This window comes from Bacteroides sp. BFG-637 (assembly GCF_024793605.1).
Classification (GTDB): Bacteria; Bacteroidota; Bacteroidia; order Bacteroidales; family Bacteroidaceae; genus Bacteroides; species Bacteroides vicugnae.
On record NZ_JANUPD010000002.1, the window covers coordinates 578,233 to 595,957 of the forward strand.

14 protein-coding genes are annotated in these 17,725 nt (G+C 45.1%); 3 read left to right on the forward strand and 11 right to left on the reverse strand.

The window, feature by feature from the left end; translation table 11 throughout:
* Positions 1-2 precede the first annotated feature (2 nt).
* From NXX38_RS02555 to NXX38_RS02600, 10 genes are all read right to left on the reverse strand, one after another.
* On the reverse strand, positions 3-332 hold the full coding sequence (locus NXX38_RS02555; RefSeq protein WP_309569287.1) for an HU family DNA-binding protein: 330 nt from the start codon (positions 330-332) through the stop codon (positions 3-5).
* Positions 326-3,388 carry a hypothetical protein gene (locus tag NXX38_RS02560; RefSeq protein WP_258978542.1) on the reverse strand — a complete coding sequence of 1,021 codons (3,063 nt, stop codon included), beginning with the start codon at positions 3,386-3,388 and terminating at the stop codon, positions 326-328. The genes NXX38_RS02555 and NXX38_RS02560 overlap by 7 nt, the downstream gene beginning before the upstream one ends.
* Positions 3,389-3,418: 30 nt before the next feature.
* Entirely contained in the window at positions 3,419-3,982 is a 564-nt protein-coding gene (locus NXX38_RS02565) for a DUF3575 domain-containing protein (RefSeq protein WP_258978543.1), read from the reverse strand.
* A gap of 26 nt (positions 3,983-4,008) precedes the next feature.
* On the reverse strand, positions 4,009-4,353 hold the full coding sequence (locus NXX38_RS02570; protein WP_258978544.1) for a hypothetical protein: 345 nt from the start codon (positions 4,351-4,353) through the stop codon (positions 4,009-4,011).
* A gap of 86 nt (positions 4,354-4,439) precedes the next feature.
* Complete coding sequence (locus NXX38_RS02575; protein WP_258978545.1) at positions 4,440-5,015, reverse strand: DUF1566 domain-containing protein; 576 nt, start codon at positions 5,013-5,015, stop codon at positions 4,440-4,442.
* A gap of 38 nt (positions 5,016-5,053) precedes the next feature.
* Positions 5,054-6,862 (reverse strand): DUF4906 domain-containing protein, encoded by a 1,809-nt coding sequence (locus NXX38_RS02580; protein WP_258978546.1) that lies wholly within the window; start codon positions 6,860-6,862, stop codon positions 5,054-5,056.
* 40 nt (positions 6,863-6,902) lie between these two features.
* Entirely contained in the window at positions 6,903-8,669 is a 1,767-nt protein-coding gene (locus NXX38_RS02585) for a fimbrillin family protein (protein ID WP_258978547.1), read from the reverse strand.
* Entirely contained in the window at positions 8,670-10,460 is a 1,791-nt protein-coding gene (locus tag NXX38_RS02590; RefSeq protein WP_258978548.1) for a DUF1566 domain-containing protein, read from the reverse strand.
* Positions 10,461-10,505: 45 nt separating this feature from the next.
* Positions 10,506-11,414, reverse strand: a complete 909-nt coding sequence (locus NXX38_RS02595) for a FimB/Mfa2 family fimbrial subunit (RefSeq protein WP_258978549.1) — start codon at positions 11,412-11,414, stop codon at positions 10,506-10,508.
* A gap of 135 nt (positions 11,415-11,549) precedes the next feature.
* Complete coding sequence (locus NXX38_RS02600) at positions 11,550-12,779, reverse strand: fimbrial protein (RefSeq protein WP_258978551.1); 1,230 nt, start codon at positions 12,777-12,779, stop codon at positions 11,550-11,552.
* Between the two features lie 312 nt (positions 12,780-13,091).
* Between NXX38_RS02600 and NXX38_RS02605 the strand changes: the two genes are divergently transcribed.
* Positions 13,092-13,976 carry an AraC family transcriptional regulator gene (locus NXX38_RS02605; protein ID WP_195650417.1) on the forward strand — a complete coding sequence of 295 codons (885 nt, stop codon included), beginning with the start codon at positions 13,092-13,094 and terminating at the stop codon, positions 13,974-13,976.
* Positions 13,977-14,199: 223 nt separating this feature from the next.
* Here NXX38_RS02605 and NXX38_RS02610 read toward each other — a convergent pair whose 3' ends face one another.
* Positions 14,200-15,417: a site-specific integrase gene (locus tag NXX38_RS02610; RefSeq protein ID WP_195650413.1), complete on the reverse strand. Its 1,218-nt coding sequence runs from the start codon at positions 15,415-15,417 to the stop codon at positions 14,200-14,202.
* Between the two features lie 550 nt (positions 15,418-15,967).
* Between NXX38_RS02610 and NXX38_RS02615 the strand changes: the two genes are divergently transcribed.
* A complete protein-coding gene (locus NXX38_RS02615) occupies positions 15,968-16,453 on the forward strand; it encodes a hypothetical protein (protein WP_258978553.1) in 486 nt (161 codons plus the stop codon).
* Between the two features lie 81 nt (positions 16,454-16,534).
* Complete coding sequence (locus NXX38_RS02620; RefSeq protein WP_258978554.1) at positions 16,535-17,647, forward strand: hypothetical protein; 1,113 nt, start codon at positions 16,535-16,537, stop codon at positions 17,645-17,647.
* The last annotated feature ends 78 nt before the right edge of the window (positions 17,648-17,725 follow it).

Sequence of the window (17,725 nt, forward strand, 5' to 3'; positions counted from 1 at the left end):
GTTTAAATTTCCAGCGCCTTACCCGGTCTGAATTTAACAATCTTCTTTGCGGGAATCTGCATTTTCTGACCGGCTGACGGATTATACCCCGCGCGTGACGCACGTTCCTGTACCCGGAAACTTCCAAATCCCACAAGTGTTACGGACTCTTCATTATGCAAACTGTCTCTGACGGTGTCGGTGATATGGTTTAAGACCCTTTCCACATCTGCCTGTGACATGCCGCTACGAATAGCGACCTTTTGAATCAATTCTTTCTTATTCATCCTTTTAGTTTTTAATATTATCAATGACAAACCAGATTCATCTGTTTCACTCTTTCTAATTACCAATCATCCTCTTCCTTGAAGAGATCGTATTTCTTCACCAGTGCAGACAGTTCAGGGTCAAGGTTCGCGCGGAATTTCATTTTTTCGTCCATATCCACTGCACTGAGCAATAGCCGTACCGCCTGTTCTTCATCCCCCAGACGTGCCTGAAGAATGGCCTGCATGTACTTGACATCGGCTGTCTGAGGCAAATTCCCGAATATCCGCAAAGCGGCTTTGTCATATCCCTGCGACATATAGGCAATGGCCGTATTCATGTCCTCGTACGGACGCAGAATTTCCAGTGCTTGCGCATATTTGCGTTTCTCCAGACACTCCACTCCCCGTGCATACGCCGTATCCGGCTCAGTGGTATACACCGTATCCTGCTGCATGCCCCGGCGGGAAAGGGTAAAGCGGAAGTCCACCGCACGTACGGACGGGTAGAGCTTGTCGAGCATGTAGGCATACTCTGCCTTATACCGGCTCTTGATCAGCCATTCACGCCGGTCGGGGTCCGCCTCCTTATCTATGATCCGCAAGACGGCGCCCCTGTCACCGACAAAATGCTCATCTTCCATGATCAGGTGTCGCAATTTGTCCCATCCTTCAGGAATGGTACGCACTTTTATCAGTTGCGGCAGGTTCGGGATCTCGTCTTTCACCTCCCGTTTCCGGATATTGCCCGCATCGTCTATCTCCATGGCGGCACCGACAGACAGGGAATCATACAGTTGCGTGAAGTCACGCACCAGAATGTTACGGATAGATTCAGCACGTTTCCGGGCTATCTCTCCGTTGATGCGCCAGTTACCTTCCGGAGAAGAGGTGGCAAAGAGTGTCAGGCTGTCTATGATGTACACCGGATCGGTCATCAGCGCCAGGGTAAGATCGCGCACCTGTTTCACTCCCTTCCGGTTCACATCGATGGATTCATCCAGACTAAAACGGTTTTTGGGAAAATAAAAATTCACACTGGCATTCGCTTCCGCGTCGCGGGTGACGATTTTACGCACAAAGCGGGGAGTCTTGTCAACGAACTTCGTCATCGAACTCACCAGAAAAGTCAGCGTATCCGATTTGGGAAGCGGGTATTCGCTACCGTTGCTGTTCAGCACATTGCCCACCACATAGACCTTCATGCGCGCCGAGTTTTCATCCGCGGGCACCTTCTGCGAATAGAGAAAGCGTACCTGGTCGGCAGCATAAATCACAGTGTCGAGTTTAGCTTCCGGGTTGAACGGGAAACGGACAATATCACGGTATTTCTCGTCTTTGATCGCTTTGCGAGCCTCATTGCGGGCAATCTTCTGCGTTTTATAGAACATCTTTACCAGAGCGGTAGAATCGAGCGAATTGATGCGCGCTATCCGTTCTCCATAGCCTGTCTGCTTGGCGGCATGACGAAGGGCGGGCGGATTGATATTATACAATTCACGTTTCAGACGGTACTGCGGATAAGCAGACCGCAGGGTTTCGTAACGACGCATATAGCGGTTAACCGTAGCTGCCGAGTCCACCCGGCTGCGCTCTAAATTCCGGAATGCCTTAGGTCCGGGAGTACGTCGCTGCACCGAGTCGGGCAGAATGCGGTGATAAGTCAATAAAGGCGACAATCCACGGAAAAATCCGGCGGGTCCCCTGTCGGGCATTCCCTGTGCGTGCGATTCATAATATGCGTATATTTCTTCTTTCGAGAACTGCGACAGCAGGACCTTACGTGTCCGTACCGTATCCGGTCGGACCGGCCTCTCCTGATATTGCGTCTCCGTGATCCACGAAGGAGGCAGGGTGTCCAGGTCCGGACGGCGGAAATGGAACATCGGGAGGAAATTCCTTACTTTCTCATAACGGCGGATATATTTTTCCGTGAGTTGCTCACGGTTGAGGTGCGTCGTGTCCTTCCCTGCAAGGAAAGCACGCAGGAATTTCAGGTTTTCCTTCTTTTCGGCACGCGCGCCCCTGATGCGGTAATACCGGTAAAGGCCGGCGTCCAGCTGTTCCATCTTTTCATTGAAATAATCAAAGCGGGGAGAGTAGATACGTGCTCCCGGTTCCGCTCCTATTTCATGCATCCGGTTGAATCCGCGTTCCGCCTGCCAGGCGGCGGCACTCAACGCCCGGTCATGGAAGTAGCTTTTACGGGCAATCAATGCTTCCGCACGCGCTTTGGCATTTTCCGCACGGGTGAGGGAATCATCCTTCAGGCTTCGGGCATAATCCGCCCATTTCTCGTTGAAGAAGCGGAAGCGTTCCAACAGGTATTTGCTTTGATATTGTAGCGTGTCGTTCACCCGTGCCAAGGCACGGTCATACTGCCACCACTGGCGTGTGATCATCCGGTACGAGTTCCTCAGCAGACGGTCTTTCAACAGGCTGTCCCGTTCGGCAGACTGACGGTTGAACATCTCAAAGCGCAGCAGCAACGGGTCCGGGCGGCGTTTCCTGGCATCCTGTATCGCCCAGCGTTTCTCCAAGCCTCGTTTATACCATTTCAGGCGTTCCAGATAGCGCTCGAAAGAGCGATAGTCGACATAGGTCCGGTAAAAATTGACCGAATCCGGGATAATCTTTTCCAGAAAGCGGTCATAACGCCGGTAGTCACGCTCCTGCAACTCGCGAAACCGTTGTCCGGTGAAGCGCAGTTCTTTCAGGGAATCGGGCGTATCTCCCCGCATCAGAACCGGACGGACATTCACCATCCAGTTGTCCTGTTGCAAGGCGCGGGGCACCGTTACTACAAATTCAACGTCAATCAGCCCGTTGCGTTCCGCCGTGTTGCGGGTGGTACTGGCAGAGATCACAATTTCATCCAATGCCATGGTAGTCAGGTTCTCTTTATGGATACTGTCCCATTCCATGGACACACCCGGTCTGGAAGTGACAAAGACGAAGTTCGAAGACGGGGTGGAGATAACCGAGTCATGTTTTACCACCACCGGACGCTTCGGCGGACTCTTCCGCGCGGCGGGCAATGCAAGCGTCACCCTCGGTTGCTCTTTGTAGAGCCTGCCGAATGGAGAGCATGCGGTGACAAGCATGATCAGGAACAGAATATAGAAACTTTTAGTACTCTTCATACATCCATGGGTTGACGATAAGGATCAACCTCAGAATAAATAAACAAGATTAAATGCCAGCTTGGGTGTCGGAAGAAAATAAGTGCCCGACTTCACCTTGTCACCGCAGTGTTCGCAACGATATTTCGTGTAGGGGGTTACCAACAGTCCCAAACCTGCTTCCACTTCCATATTCCAGCGTTTGCCCAGCAACCACGAACGCCCGTAGGTCATTCCCGCACCATAGCCCCAGCCCTGATAACGATATTTACCATCCAGCAGTCCGTCCCACGCCACGTTGTAGCGCGCTCCCATGGCATACATGCTGATAAAGCTACCGGCATAAGTTTGCCAGAACCAATAGCGTGCGCCCGGTTCCAGCAGGAAGTGCCTGATCTTCCGCGTGTCGCTGAAATTCCACGGATTATAGGAAAAGCCCAGGTTCAGCGTCCAGTGGGTACTCAGCATCATGCTGCCCTCGGCGTTGAAGGTGGTAGTGGCCAATTTCAGCGTATTGGTCTGTACTGAATAGAACTGCGCCCGAAGAGGGGTCGTCAGACTGCCTGCAAGCAGCAGGAAAAAGGACAATAAGCAATATCGTACAATTTGTCTCATTGATATTTCAATATAAGGAGTTTATATTAACAGACAGTTAGTTGTGCACACCAATTGTCATATTCTTTCCGGTAACTATAAACGGCAGGCGGAGGACTCACCTGCAAGCATGTGTCCGAAACCAGCGTGTCATAGCGGTCGGTAAGATTTACCAGGTAGCGCTCCGGTACATATACACAAGGTATGGATTCGGCAGGACCTTCACTCTTTGCATTGACAGCCTCCAGCTGCGGATAGATCATACTCAGGTAATGGGCGGAATAGCCGAAGCACCACCACTTATCTTCGATGAAAAACAGGTAGATATGATACAGGTTTTCACCTTCCTTGTCGAACACTAATTCCGGAATTCTCATGTTACATTTTGTCATTGGGTTAATAATCACTTACACATCTCACCATACCGGTCGCCGTAGTTTTAGCCTGAGTATCACAGTGAGGTTTCCCCGGCGTAAAATCAAAAAACCAAGCATCTGTTGCCCCCCTTTTCAGTGGAAGTCCAGTATCTTTTCGCCTTGCCGGCTTCTTCCATCGGTTTGGTGTTATATATCACCCCGATGGCTTCACGAAACATCCACATCAGTTGCAGCTCGCGTTGAGTGGGAACACGCCAATTACGCCCTGCACCCGGTTGGCCGGACTTACCATACAAACGGCATCCTGTATCTGCAATCTTGGAAAAATCCGGTAGTTCATCCTTCCCGCCAATATTTACTCCTTGCGCTACCATCCAATTCTCATCATTGTTCCCCACATCCTCGGGTGCCACAATAAAGCGAAACGGTATTCTGTCATTGACGCTCAAATTTGCTCCGTTTCCTTTGGAAACCTGATGCCGGATGGTAGTGCCGTCCCGCATCATCTTTACTCCGCTTCCCCATTGGGCGGCTCCAGCCAGGCTGTCCGCATAAATAACGGCATACGTTTTTCCGCCGACAGTCTCTTTCTGGATATGCTGCCCGAAAACTCCCGAAGGAAGGCCGAAGCAGAATAAAACGGTCCATAGAATGGAACAGGTATTGAAACTCATCATCTTCATTTCTTATTAGGTTGCATTTCGTTTACTTATCGCTAATTGCTCCATGTGGGGCTTTGTCCGAGTTCCGTATGCTGGGCTTTGCCCGGGTCCTGGAAACCTCTGACATAATGCGTATTGCCGACATCGTCGGAGTACACCTTCCCTTCATTCGTGATGACAAAGGCCCCATCGGTATCCGGACAGGCGGTAGACGACCAGTAACTGGGGCTCAGCTGGCTTGCCGTACTTGAAGAGGAAATCCAGGTTCCTATCAACTCGCCGATAGAAGGAAGATACCACAGGATATCACCGGCCGGTTTTCCCTGGTCGTATCCATTCAGTCCGCGGTAGCAGGTATGGGCAGCCGCATAGTCTTCCCAAGGAACGCCGGCGGCTTGCAACCGTGCGGTATTCGCAGGTCCGTCCGTCAACGAAGTGGCTCCCTGTTTGTCGAGTGGCGCCGTTCCCGCATACCATTTCAGTTCCTTATCTCCCGGCGTTGCGGACGTACTTCCCGCCGGATAGTATCCGTCCGAAAAGTAAACCTCGATCTTGTTCGGGTATTTCCATTTAACGGCATTCGCGTCAGTGACCGACGACAAGCGATTACCATTCGCGTCGTATGCCGTAAGTTCTCCCGAGAAATAGCCCGGTATCAACCGGACTACATTGGTGTCTTCCTCGCTATTTCCTTTCAGGACAATGTTGTAAGTCAGGTCGTAATTGGGGTACACGCTGAAATCAGTCGTGAAGTTCTTTCCCAAAAACAACTGGTAGATAGAGAAATCTTTTATAATATGCAAATCAACGGTACCCTCGACCTTCTTACTCTCCAGTCCTATAATCTGAAGGTAAGTGCCGCCCTTCGGTGAGTTATCGCGGCGGGTACTCTGCGTAGAGGTCGGTACGCTCTGCTGGAGATTGACCGGGATGTATACAGACGCCGTATTAATCACAGGATCTGCGACGGTTGTCTTCTCAGCGAGTTTTTCAGACCAAAAAAAGTCGGATCTGGTCAAATCCACTGAAGGGAAAACGGCTTTTCTTCCAATCACATTATAATAACTCTGCGTGGGAATGTTCATCAAGTCTACCTCCCATATATGCGGAACGTCTATAAAATGTTGAAAAGTGGTTGTTATATTGAATTGCACTCTTGCCACGGTGCGCTTCAAAGAGACGTATAGCTGTTTGCCATCAGAGATTTCAGCGGCAACCTGGCCGCACATGACGATTCCTGTTCTTTCCATGTCCTTTCCGTTTTCCTGTAGCGGGTTGCCGTCCTTTGTCAGTGTCAGCTTTTTTCTGGGGAAAATAGCATCATTATCCGCCACCCGTGTCATACAGAGTTTCTGTAAATCCGCATAGGTGGAACTGCCTACTATTATACTGCTAAAGTCACCCTCATTGACGTTGGCCAAAACCACAATCATGTTTTTCTTCCCTCCCGTAGATTTAATCTCCACCTCATCTGTCTTGATGGAGCCGTCCGGAGAAGTAAAATATTTCTTTTCCACCAGTGTTCCGGTCGATAGTGTTCCGTCAAACTGGAAGCCCATGTACGAATAAACGGCATAATCTTCAGCAATAGTCACGGCAGGAGACGAAGCTGCCCTTGTGACGGCAGGTGTCGCCACAAGTTCCACATCCATATCCGGCGAAGACATCCTAAGCACAGGAGGCATTTCTTCCGCACGTGTTTTCCCGTCGGACGAGGTATTATAACCGTCTATGCCCAGGGTGAGCTTCACGGTCACCGGTTCCGGGGATGAAGCTGTTCCCGGGTCGGGCAACAGGCTGTCCTCCGTGCATCCCCCTAAGATCAGGCAGGCGATACATACCGGAATTATTTTTTTGATCATGATAATATCGTTCATTTGCATATTGTTATAATATCATTACTTATGAAGCATCACGGACACAGCGCACAGAACCCGTCGTATTCTTCTCATACGGAGATATCACCAACTTAGTATCGGCAAGACCATTTCCATAATCAAAAGACATGCCCCATGCTTCGCCTGTAGCTACTTCCGTACCGGTCCAGTATGGTTTATTTCGATTCTCGTCCTTTCCAAAGTTCAAGTCTCTATATATATTTCCATTAGACGCTACCAGTACCCATACCGCCCGCAACTCTGTGGCTCTCGGAAGTCTCCAGTCATGAAAACCACCCCCGTTATATTTTCTGCAAAGTTCTTTCGCAACCAACTCGCCGTTTTCATTTTGCCATGGAACAGGCATGACGGAGACATCTTCTTTGGTTATCTGAATTACCGGATAAGCTTTTTCGTTTGTATAGACGTTTACATCATCCGTAATCTTTAGACCGTCGTCGCCCGTGGGCAGTTTTGAGGGATCTGGTGCTTTAGCACCCACATAAGATCCGTTACCGCCATAGGCCACAGTAGTAAAGTAGTTTTTGTACGTATGCGTACCGGTGGCTAAAAAGGTTGGTTTTGGAGGATATGTAGTTGCATATTGACTGCCCGGTAGAACGGCCGTCGGCCAATAATATCCGTTAAGAGCTGGAACGGCATTTATCTTTGAAAAATCTATCCGCATATAGCTTCCGGAGCCGGGAGGCGTTACATCATCTCCAAAATTACCACTAATTACCTCTGAATTCCAGCTCTGAATACTTAAACTCAGAGCGGAGTTATTATAGACCAGATTATACGTGTTTTTATATCCCTGTCTGAAACCGAACGACTTACCATCGTCACTTTTGTTAAGATAGAGCTTACTCAGCGTAAACAGCTCATTAATTCCATTGACATTCAATACGATGAGCAGGTCGCCGTCACCGACTTTGGAATCCATGAACGAGGGAACCAGAAACTCGTAGGTGAGAACCTTCGTAGTGGACAATACCGCAGCAGGGTCTACGGTTACTCCTATCGGACCGGCGGTGGCTCCATCCTTTGCCAACCCTGTTTCCGGGTCAATCGCTCCTTTGTTTTTAATCCAGCCGCCCCCCAGGTTATCCAGGGAGACACTGCTCAGCTTGAACTCCGGTCCTTTATCCACATATTTCGTGATGTTAAGAACAATCCACGTATAGGCATGCCGGAAGCGTAAAGGAATAGTTACCCTCGGGTCGTTGGATGGAGCGAACGGATAGATGGTGTCGGTATTGTAGAGCAGATCCGTCTGTTGGAGACCGGTCCTGGCGGAGAAATCAAACGGGATGCCATCCGTATAGACATCCTTGGTAGCGGATGGGACAGGCGGATAGTAAGCAACCACTTTTAACGCTTTACCTTCCGACCCCACGGGAGTGAGACTTGTATTATTTGAATTATCAATAAAAGACCAATTCCACGGTGCGGAGGAGTCGGTGCGCTTCATAGTCGCTTTCATGTCGGATGATCCCTTGAAAATCTCATTCCCGTTATCACGTTTAGTGACGGACATTCCAAAGGAATAGGAAGTTCCGGTAAAACCATCTATCTGTGTAATATTTCTTGATTGAACGGTCTCCGTCTTTTCTATGGACGCGTTGAAGTCCAGAGAAACCTCCCTTGCCGGAGTATCCGGCTCCGGTCCGTCATAGATACGGTTGTCACAGGCTCCTGCCAGGAGTAAAGAGAAGGCTGTCAGGAGGATTGCCCGGGGCGAGGTATATTTCTTGTTTGTATCCATATTCATCTTTGTATATCGTTTCAATCACTTTTTTTTAAAACTCGGATTATCCTGTTGCTGACGTACGCAACGGATTTTCAATTTTTCTGTTTTCTTATGCCACGACGCGTATCCGGTAGCAGCAGTAAAATCGACAGCCCACGCTGATTCGGACTTTTTCCGTTGCTCGTCGCTTGTACCTTCCTGAAACTCGCTCCCGCACCAATAAGTCCCGGACAACGGTGTGAAGCCTCGCAATGCTTTCAAGCTTTCCTGATTCACATAGATAAACGCCAGTTCCGAGAGTCGCGGAAGTCTCCAGTCGTCATATCCGTTTTCTTCCAGATCCCGGCATAAGTCAAAGGCTGTCAGCGTAGTTCCGGTCTTCCACTGGACCTTATCATTACCCGATTCATCCACTATATCATCACCGGAAACCATCAGATTGGGAAAGGTACCTTCATTATTAAGGGTCTCCTCCACCGTAGTATACAATCTCCCGTTTTGTCCTCCCGAAATATCCGGAGCATAAAAACTATTTCCTTCCTTATAAAAATTATTGTAGTCGAATGGAAGATATACATTGGTACCCCAATAAGACTTCTTCTTGGGAATTTGCTGGGTTGATAGTTTGCCGTAAGTCCATCTCACATTCTCTCCATTAAATCCCTCATAAGTCAGGTAGTATCCCTGGATGGAAGGTACGGAAGTTGGTTCGTTTGATACCCAGGGCTCGATTTCGGCGCTGAAATCCAAGCCTTTCGGCTTGCTGTTGTACGCAAGTTCGGCAGTGGCATAGCCCGCGTCTTTCACGCTCTTGATGGTAAACCGGTATACGTGGTTGCGCAGGATGTCCATCTTAGCCTTACTCCCCTCATCGTAGTTGAAGTCTACACGGTAGAACGTTTCCGCATCCGAGCCGTTATACTTTCCTCCTACGATAATCGCGAGGCGACTGGAGTGATTATCGTCATATACATCTCCCCATAGCAAATCGGCTTCGGGCAGGTAGATCTTTTCCGAGCAGTAAGTGGTACCGGTAATGTACGTGCTGCCGTAGATCTTTGTTTCCGTAACTCCGACAGGGGAAGGACTGTTGATAGCCAATGCCCCTCCCGAAGAAGAGAACTTGCTTTCTACAGGCATATACGCGTATTGTTTTCCATCTTTCCATATCTGGACCTGGGTCATGGCAAGCGGCACGCCGCCTTTGTTCCAGGTATTGTTATCGGCGTTTTTTGTCCCGATGCCGATATCTACCCGCGCTACCGCACGTACCAATGACACCGTGCCGAGATTCATCATCTCAGTAATAATCTGGGGAGCTCCGTCTTTAGCTATCCCGAACATCGGAAACGGTTGAGCGGCAGTAAATTCAAGCACATTGCTTTCTCCACTAAGTTCCGCGCTCAGGCAGGCTTGCTGCACTTCCGCATAGCTCTTCCCCCCCATACGATAAAAGATTCCGTAATCGCCATCGGGAAAGTTGGCAAGGATGACTAGTTTGTATTTGTCATTGTTGTCTACACTTTGCAGCAGTGTAGCGCTGTATTTTCCACTGTTCGGAGCCGTCTCCGTACCCATACCCACATGGCGCAAGGTACCGAAGGCATTTCCATCCGCATTGAACTGAAGAATACAAAGGGACTTAATGGCCGAGGCGGTATCATCATTATCCATTGTCGTTCCGCTATTGGCAGCAGATACGGATAGGTTGATGATGGCAGAATCCGCAGCCGGGGAGAATGAATCGTCCTGCTGACATGATATTTGCAATATCATTGCAGCGGCAATCATTGCCCACTTTCTTAAATTCGATATATGGTTATTCTTCATATTCTATGACATTATCTTCTGTATGTACAATCACCGTCCGGTGATTCAATTATATTCTTTCCAGACAGTCTCTACTCCCCATTCGGTGAGTTTGACCTCTACACTGACGCTCAATTTGAAATCCAACAGCACGTTCAGGGTTTGTCCCACGACCGGGATGATGGGTTGGTGGCTGCTGTCCGTGTTCAGACTTTTGATCCGCTCTGTGCCATGATAGATATCGATGGTCACTCCTTGGTTTTCTCCTTCCAGAGTAGGGAACAGGTTGAAAGGAGGAATCTTATAATCTTTTCCCGCTTCAAAAGGGGGCGAAAATCGATAGGAAGCGGGAGTACCGCCATAATGACCTTCAAAATCCAGGCGGCTGGCAGTTTCATGCACAACGAGCGAATAATCGCCGTCACTACTTCCGCTAAGAAGTTCCAGACCGCGTACGGTTATATTCATTGACGCTACCATCCGTGAAACAGCCAAAGTCTGTTCCTCTACCCGGGCGGACGTCGAAGTGTTTTCTATTTTAAGCTCTCCGTAGAATAAATCGGCCGGAGGGGTGTAGGATATGCTCTGTGCATCCCTTGTGGGTGCGGAGGGTTTCATAGATATGAAACCGTCGGAGCATGAATCGCCCTTTTTCAGGGGGCTGACGAGCATCGTACCGTCCTGCGTATTGCACAAGGCTACACAATGAAGGGTAGGAATACCCGGATAATCCAGATTAACAGGTTCCGTACTGTTCACAGGGAGTATGTCAAGCAACAAGTCTTTGTCATCAAATACATAGAGGCTCATATCCTTGATGGTTTCCTGTGAAATACCGGCAGGAAGTTTCACTTTCAGAGGGACACCCTTGAAACAATCGTCGTTATTTTCAGCTATGCATCCTGATAACAGCAATAGTGTGAACATAGAGTATAATATCCCCGGCATGAACCGGAATTTGTAGTCACCTGTCATAATGGATATTCTTTCTTGTTTTTTTATCTTTGCTAAGAACGGAGTGTGCCCGAATGCGGATTACAATCGGGCACATACCGATTTCTAAGAATTTTTCTTTTGTTTAATTATAAAGAATAGAGGGGGATGCGAGAATTATTGGAAATCTTTTGTGATTTCGTCGGTTGTTGTCCATTTTGCAGCAGTTACAGTTACCGTAACTGTAGCGTCTACACTCGGCTTAGTCGGATCGTCACCACCGCCACCTGCGTTGCCACCGGGTTTAAAACTACCTTTCAAAGACAGAGCCATGTCATAAGTCTTTCCGGCTGTAAGAAGCGGTTGGGTAGTACCACTAGTTCCAGATTCACCAAAATACATTGTAAAGTACTTGGGCAAAAGGTCACCCGGTTCTGCTGACTCATTTTTTGATCTCCATAAAACTTCAATAACAAGACCGGTCGGATGGGTAGAAGCAGGGGAATTTTCAAACAGATACCAGGATTTACTTGCAAGGGCGTTATCTATTTGATTGGCATTAGAAATGCTCTCCACAAGATCCGCAGCGACTGCAAGATAATCATCTGTTTGCTTCGGCTCACCGATGTTGTTGTCTGCCCATGTCCACGGTGCAGCACCCCATGCCACACCACCTGCAAAAGCGTAACTCTGCGGAACAAATCCTTTCCACGTTCCAGTAGTGGCCGGAATAAGAGGTGAATTTGTCTGGGCCGTCATCATATAAACCTTTTTAATGGTAAACCATTTTGTATTATCATCCTTCAATGCTTGTTCAGTAGCAGCATAATTCTGGCCAGCTGTCCATGCAATCTTTACCGTCTTGATCCTAGCTGCCACAAAATGCAACTGGACTTCAGCTGTACCCGTATTATCATTAAATGTAATCTCACCCATTCCACTTGAATACAAATTGTCCTTGCTCTGGTTTACAGTAACTTTACCAGTACCGTCGGTAGCAATAGAAGAGAAATCAAGCTTTTGGAGCTGGGAAAGACTAGCTATGCCATCAAATGTGCCATCCGCGGTCTTGTCACCGAGATTGGCTATTACAACTACTTCAGCGGCATCCGTAGTAGTAGTTATCGGATTACCGATACTAGCAGCCTCTATATACTGTGGTTTGCCCACAATGAAGCCTGTCGGGTTAAAGAAAAACACAGTAACATTCTTAATAGCAGCTCCGTCTTCGGTAGCAGCTTCCGTCGCACCCGTCGCCCTTGTTGCGTTTACTCCATCTCCTTCCAATTTAAGGATAACCTTTGCTTCCGGGGCATCACTCCCTGCAGGAGCCACATCGTCACTTTGTGAACAACTTGCCAATGCAGCTATCGCACACATCGACAAAAATAAACTTTTTACTTTCATTTAGTAGTTTTTTATGAAAAAAAATTGATAACTTATATCTTTTAAATTTAAATATCTCTTTCACCTTTATCCATCTCTATTCCATAATAGAGAGTAGCACAAATAAACTGCATATACATCACTGTATATTACTATATATCAATACATTACAATTATTCATGAATGTAACAGCTGTTTCAGAATCAATAAATGAAGAATAAAACAAAACAATGTTCAAACAAAAAGCTGATATTTAATTTATTAAGAAAATAGATTCTGAAACAATTGTGAAACAAAGAAAATCGGACAGGTCAAACAATTTTGATAATATTCATAAAAACAAAACATATGGAAAGCGAGTTGCTATACATCGAAGAGCATTTGTCATGTCAAAACTATATGACTGCCATCGAAACCGGATTCAAATTTATTGAATTTACGGAAGATGCAGAATTTGGAGAAGACCACACAAATAAAAACTACCTTTTATTCTTTCTCAAAGGTGACATAACTATAAGCTACAACCAGTTTCGCGACAAGTCGTTTCAAACAGGCGACATGGTATTGATTCCACGTTCTTCATTATTTAAAGGAGTGGCCCCCAAGGATTCGAAGTTGCTTTTAATGTTTTTCGATATACCAGAAAACAACTGCGACAAACTACTATTGCAATCATTATCAAATATTTGCGAAAATATGGAATACCTATTCGAACCGATTAGAATACGTTATCCGCTGACTCCCTTTTTAGAGGTGCTGATCCACTGCATCAGAAATGGCATGAACTGTTTACACCTGCACACACTGATGCAACAGGAATTATTCTTCCTACTTCGCGGGTTTTATGAGAAAAAAGATATTGCAACATTGTTTTATCCTATTATTGGAAAAAGCATTGACTTTAAAGATTTTATCATGAACAACTATACCAAAGTGAATAATATCGAGAAACTTATTTCTCTGTCCAATCTGGGGAGAAGTTATTTTTTTGCAAGATTCAACGAAGTATTCGGAATGACAGCCAAACAATGGATGCTGAAACAAAGAAACCAACTGATTTTGAAAAAACTGACTGAACCCGGGGTATGTATAAAAGATGTCATTGAAGAACTGGGATTTGAGTCACAAGGTTATTTTGGCCGTTACTGCAAGCAGCATTTCGGATGCACTCCCAAACAATTAATTAAGCGCTGTCAGGCTAATAATGAAACAAATTAGCAAGTATTTTCCATGTTTGTACAAAATGAACAAATTTTCGGACTTTATTGCAATTAATATAAAATAAATATAAGCTAACTTTGCAACGTGAAAACAAATAAATCAATAGAACCCTTTTTGTGCTACTCTCTATTATGGAATAGATTACAATAATGCAAATATATATAAAATATTAATATCTGCAATTTTTTTATCAGGAATTATAGTATGAAAAATCTTACTTTTAGAACAATTTAGTCACTATACTATTCACCTTATCAAGTTGAGAAACGTCGAATTCCTTCAAATAAATACGGGTCATTTCTTCTGATGTATGTCCCAATCCTGCACTAATCACGGAAACCGGCGCACCACAGTCACGGGCGAGGGTAGCCCAAGTATGGCGGGCTGTATAAGTAGTCAAAGGTATTTTGACATCAATCATGGCAGCTATTCTTTTCAAATGCCGGTTTATACGCCCCAAGGCCAGACGGTACTGCGTATATTCTGAAGAAGAATTGTCACGGATAATCGGAAATACATATTTTCCTTCTGTTTCATACTTATCCATCAACTCCTGCATTTGAGGCGTTACGGCAATGCGAATAAATTGCTTAGACTTATGCCGGGAATAGGTCAACACACCATTATAAATATCAGATTTCTTCAAAAGGACAATATCCACAAAGGCCATTCCCTGCGCATAGAAGCTAAACAAATACAGGTCACGGGCAAACTTCAGTTCAGGAGCATCCTCTAGTTTGAGATTCGCCAGAGCTTGAAGATCCTCACGGCTCAAGGCACGCTTCACTGTTTTAGCCGGACGCGTCTGCGCTTTCACAAAGGGATATTCTCCATGAGGATGATAGCCATCCACCACAGCCTGATTATAAAGAGTCCGCAAATTCCGCAAATAATAGCTCACCGTATTTTCGGCAACTCCATTATTATACAAAAAATCCTCATAGCGCCGGATAAAACGTAAATCAATCTCTGGCATCCGGATGTCCGAACCGTCCAGAAACTTAGCCAATGATGAACGCGTGCTTTTATATGCCGCAGCCGTCCCCTCTTTCTTCAACTTTTTCTTCCGTTCAATTTGTGTATCAATATAACGCAGTATGTAAAATTGCTGTCTTACGTTCGCACGGGTGAATTGTGCCAATACATCTTCTACTGTAAAAGGCTCCGTTGTCCGTTCAAGCTGCCGGATCCGTGTATGAATCATATTTTTCATTTTCCGCAGTTCACGATTCATCTTTGTGATGTCCGTAGCGGTTAGTGTGGCATCCGTACCATCAACAATCTTTTCCTCTGCCTCATTGAATGCTTCCTCTTTTAACCGGAATCCGGTATATAACAGTTTCTTTCTCCTACTATGTATCACTTGAAACACCAAAGGATAAGTACCATTATTCAATCTCCTGCCCTTATTCAGCATAAGCCTAACTGATGTTGTCATATTCTTCCCTTCCTTTTTTGCTATTATTTGCACATTATTTAAATTTCCAACCTGCCCCTCACAAGCCAAAACAAGGAGTGCCATAAAAGGTTTTGCAAGTTCAAGAATACTTGGAGTATAAATATAGTTAAATTATACGCTCATATATTTATTCTGTTTTAATTACATAGCTTCTATATATATGCGAATAAATTAAATAAGTACGAAAATAGTCATATTTTATTACATGAATAATATATTCAAGCTATTATTCATTTTGAAAAATCAGAATATTACGTATAGCTTTGCAATATGGATTTTAAGGAGCCGTCCGTTCCTTTAAAAGGAAGAGGTCATTCCTCGGTGTGCAACGGGTCGTTCCTTTTAAAGGAACGACCCGTTGGTTTTAAAGGAAAACCAGCATTTGTAACCATTTGAATTTCAACTTCTTACTAAATTAAAATTCCGTCCCCGTAACCCATGGGATTTTTTCCAACAAACACGACGGAATCTGCCGCTTCAAGTGGCAATCAGCATACAAGAAATTTCAACAATTCAAAATTCAAATCCCATGGTTACAGTTACGTTTGCCATTAAGCCATATCTGGCGAAGTATATGTATGTCCGGTACGGACTAAGTTCAGAACCTCTATCGCACAACAATCCGCCTTCAAGGCTCCCTATTCCAATCCACCTCTCCCACCTCACTCCCATTTATCACTTCTTACATCAATTATCCGTTCCCCATCCGCAAGGCCTCTCCTGGAAAGAAACAGGAAATATCACTTTTGTTCTTCCCAGCCCAAGGCAAGGAAAGAATCCGGAAGTTTATAATTATTTCGGTCAGGACAGTATCTTTATTATTGAAAAGGAAATTGAGGTGGAAATGAAAGCGGAGCTTTATTCATTCCTGCTAGAAAATAAGTTCAAAAATGGGGTGATGTATATAAAGTCAATGCATGAGTTCGTGGTGAAGTACGATATGGTGGAATCAGTGGAAGAGGAAAGTTTGATGAGAGGGTTTCAGAGGTGGAGGAAGAAAATGAAGGAAGAATAATTTTCATCTAAAAAAAATCCTACAAATATCATATCATCCAAAATACTTTTTATAAATTTGTCAAAAATAAGACATAAAGCCATGAAATACTACATAAATCTTTTTTCTCCTAACACTGCATTGGCATTTTCTGAATCTAACCAAGAAATCAGCGGATTCCGCATATCTCGTAAGGCATATGTAGAAAATCAACACATAAACATTGGTGATAAGTTCATATGTTATTGCACTAAAATTCAACGTTTTATCGGAATATTAGAAATTACAAGTAATTTCTTTATAGACTCCAAACCTATATTTACCCAAGAGGATGATCCTTTCACTTTGAGATTCAAAGTAAAACCAATTGCATGGCTACCATTAGAAAAGGGAATTCCGATACACGAAAATATCATTTGGAACCATCTATCATTTACCCAAAAGTTACCAAGTGATAGTACCAGATGGACTTATATGGTATTTTCCAGTCCCAGACTTTGGCCAAAAGAAGATTGTGAATACCTTGAACAAGTTATTTTACAACAACAATCTGAAATGAAAGACTATCCTTTTTCAGAAGCTGAAAAGAAAAAAGTACGTTCATTGACAAAGGTCAGAGTTTCCAGTGAGAAAGAAACGGTCATAGAAATACCTGACGAAACATCACAAAATAAAGCCAATACAAGTAAAGAAGAAAGAGAATCCATTCAAATACAAGCTACTTTAGCCGAAATAGGTGAAAAATTGGGCTATAAAATTTGGTTGCCCAAATCAGACAGAAGTAGAGTCTTAAACAAGTGGAAGCCATTACAAAATAATACCTTATTAGAAAATCTACCATTAGTGTTTGATGGCCCAACTCTTAAAGTTATAGAGAATATAGATGTATTATGGATAAAACGACATTCCATAGTCAGAGCGTTTGAGGTAGAAGGAACAACCGCCATTTATTCCGGTATTTTAAGAATGGCTGACTTATTAGCCCTTCAACCAATGCTTGACATAAAAATCCACATCGTTGCTTCCATCGAACGCAGGGAAGCTGTATTCGAACAAATCAACCGACCGGTCTTTGCTTTTATGGAAAAAGGGCCTCTTGCGGAAATATGTACTTTCATTTCTTATGAATCAGTGAAAGAATTGAGAAAAGAACCTCATTTAGAACATATGAATGATAGTATAGTTGATGAGTATGTTGAGTATTCTAACGATTGATTACGCTCAAACAGTTGATTAAAATTTATTCATATTGAAAATAAAAAATTCGGAGCTCTCCATACTGTTATGAAGAAC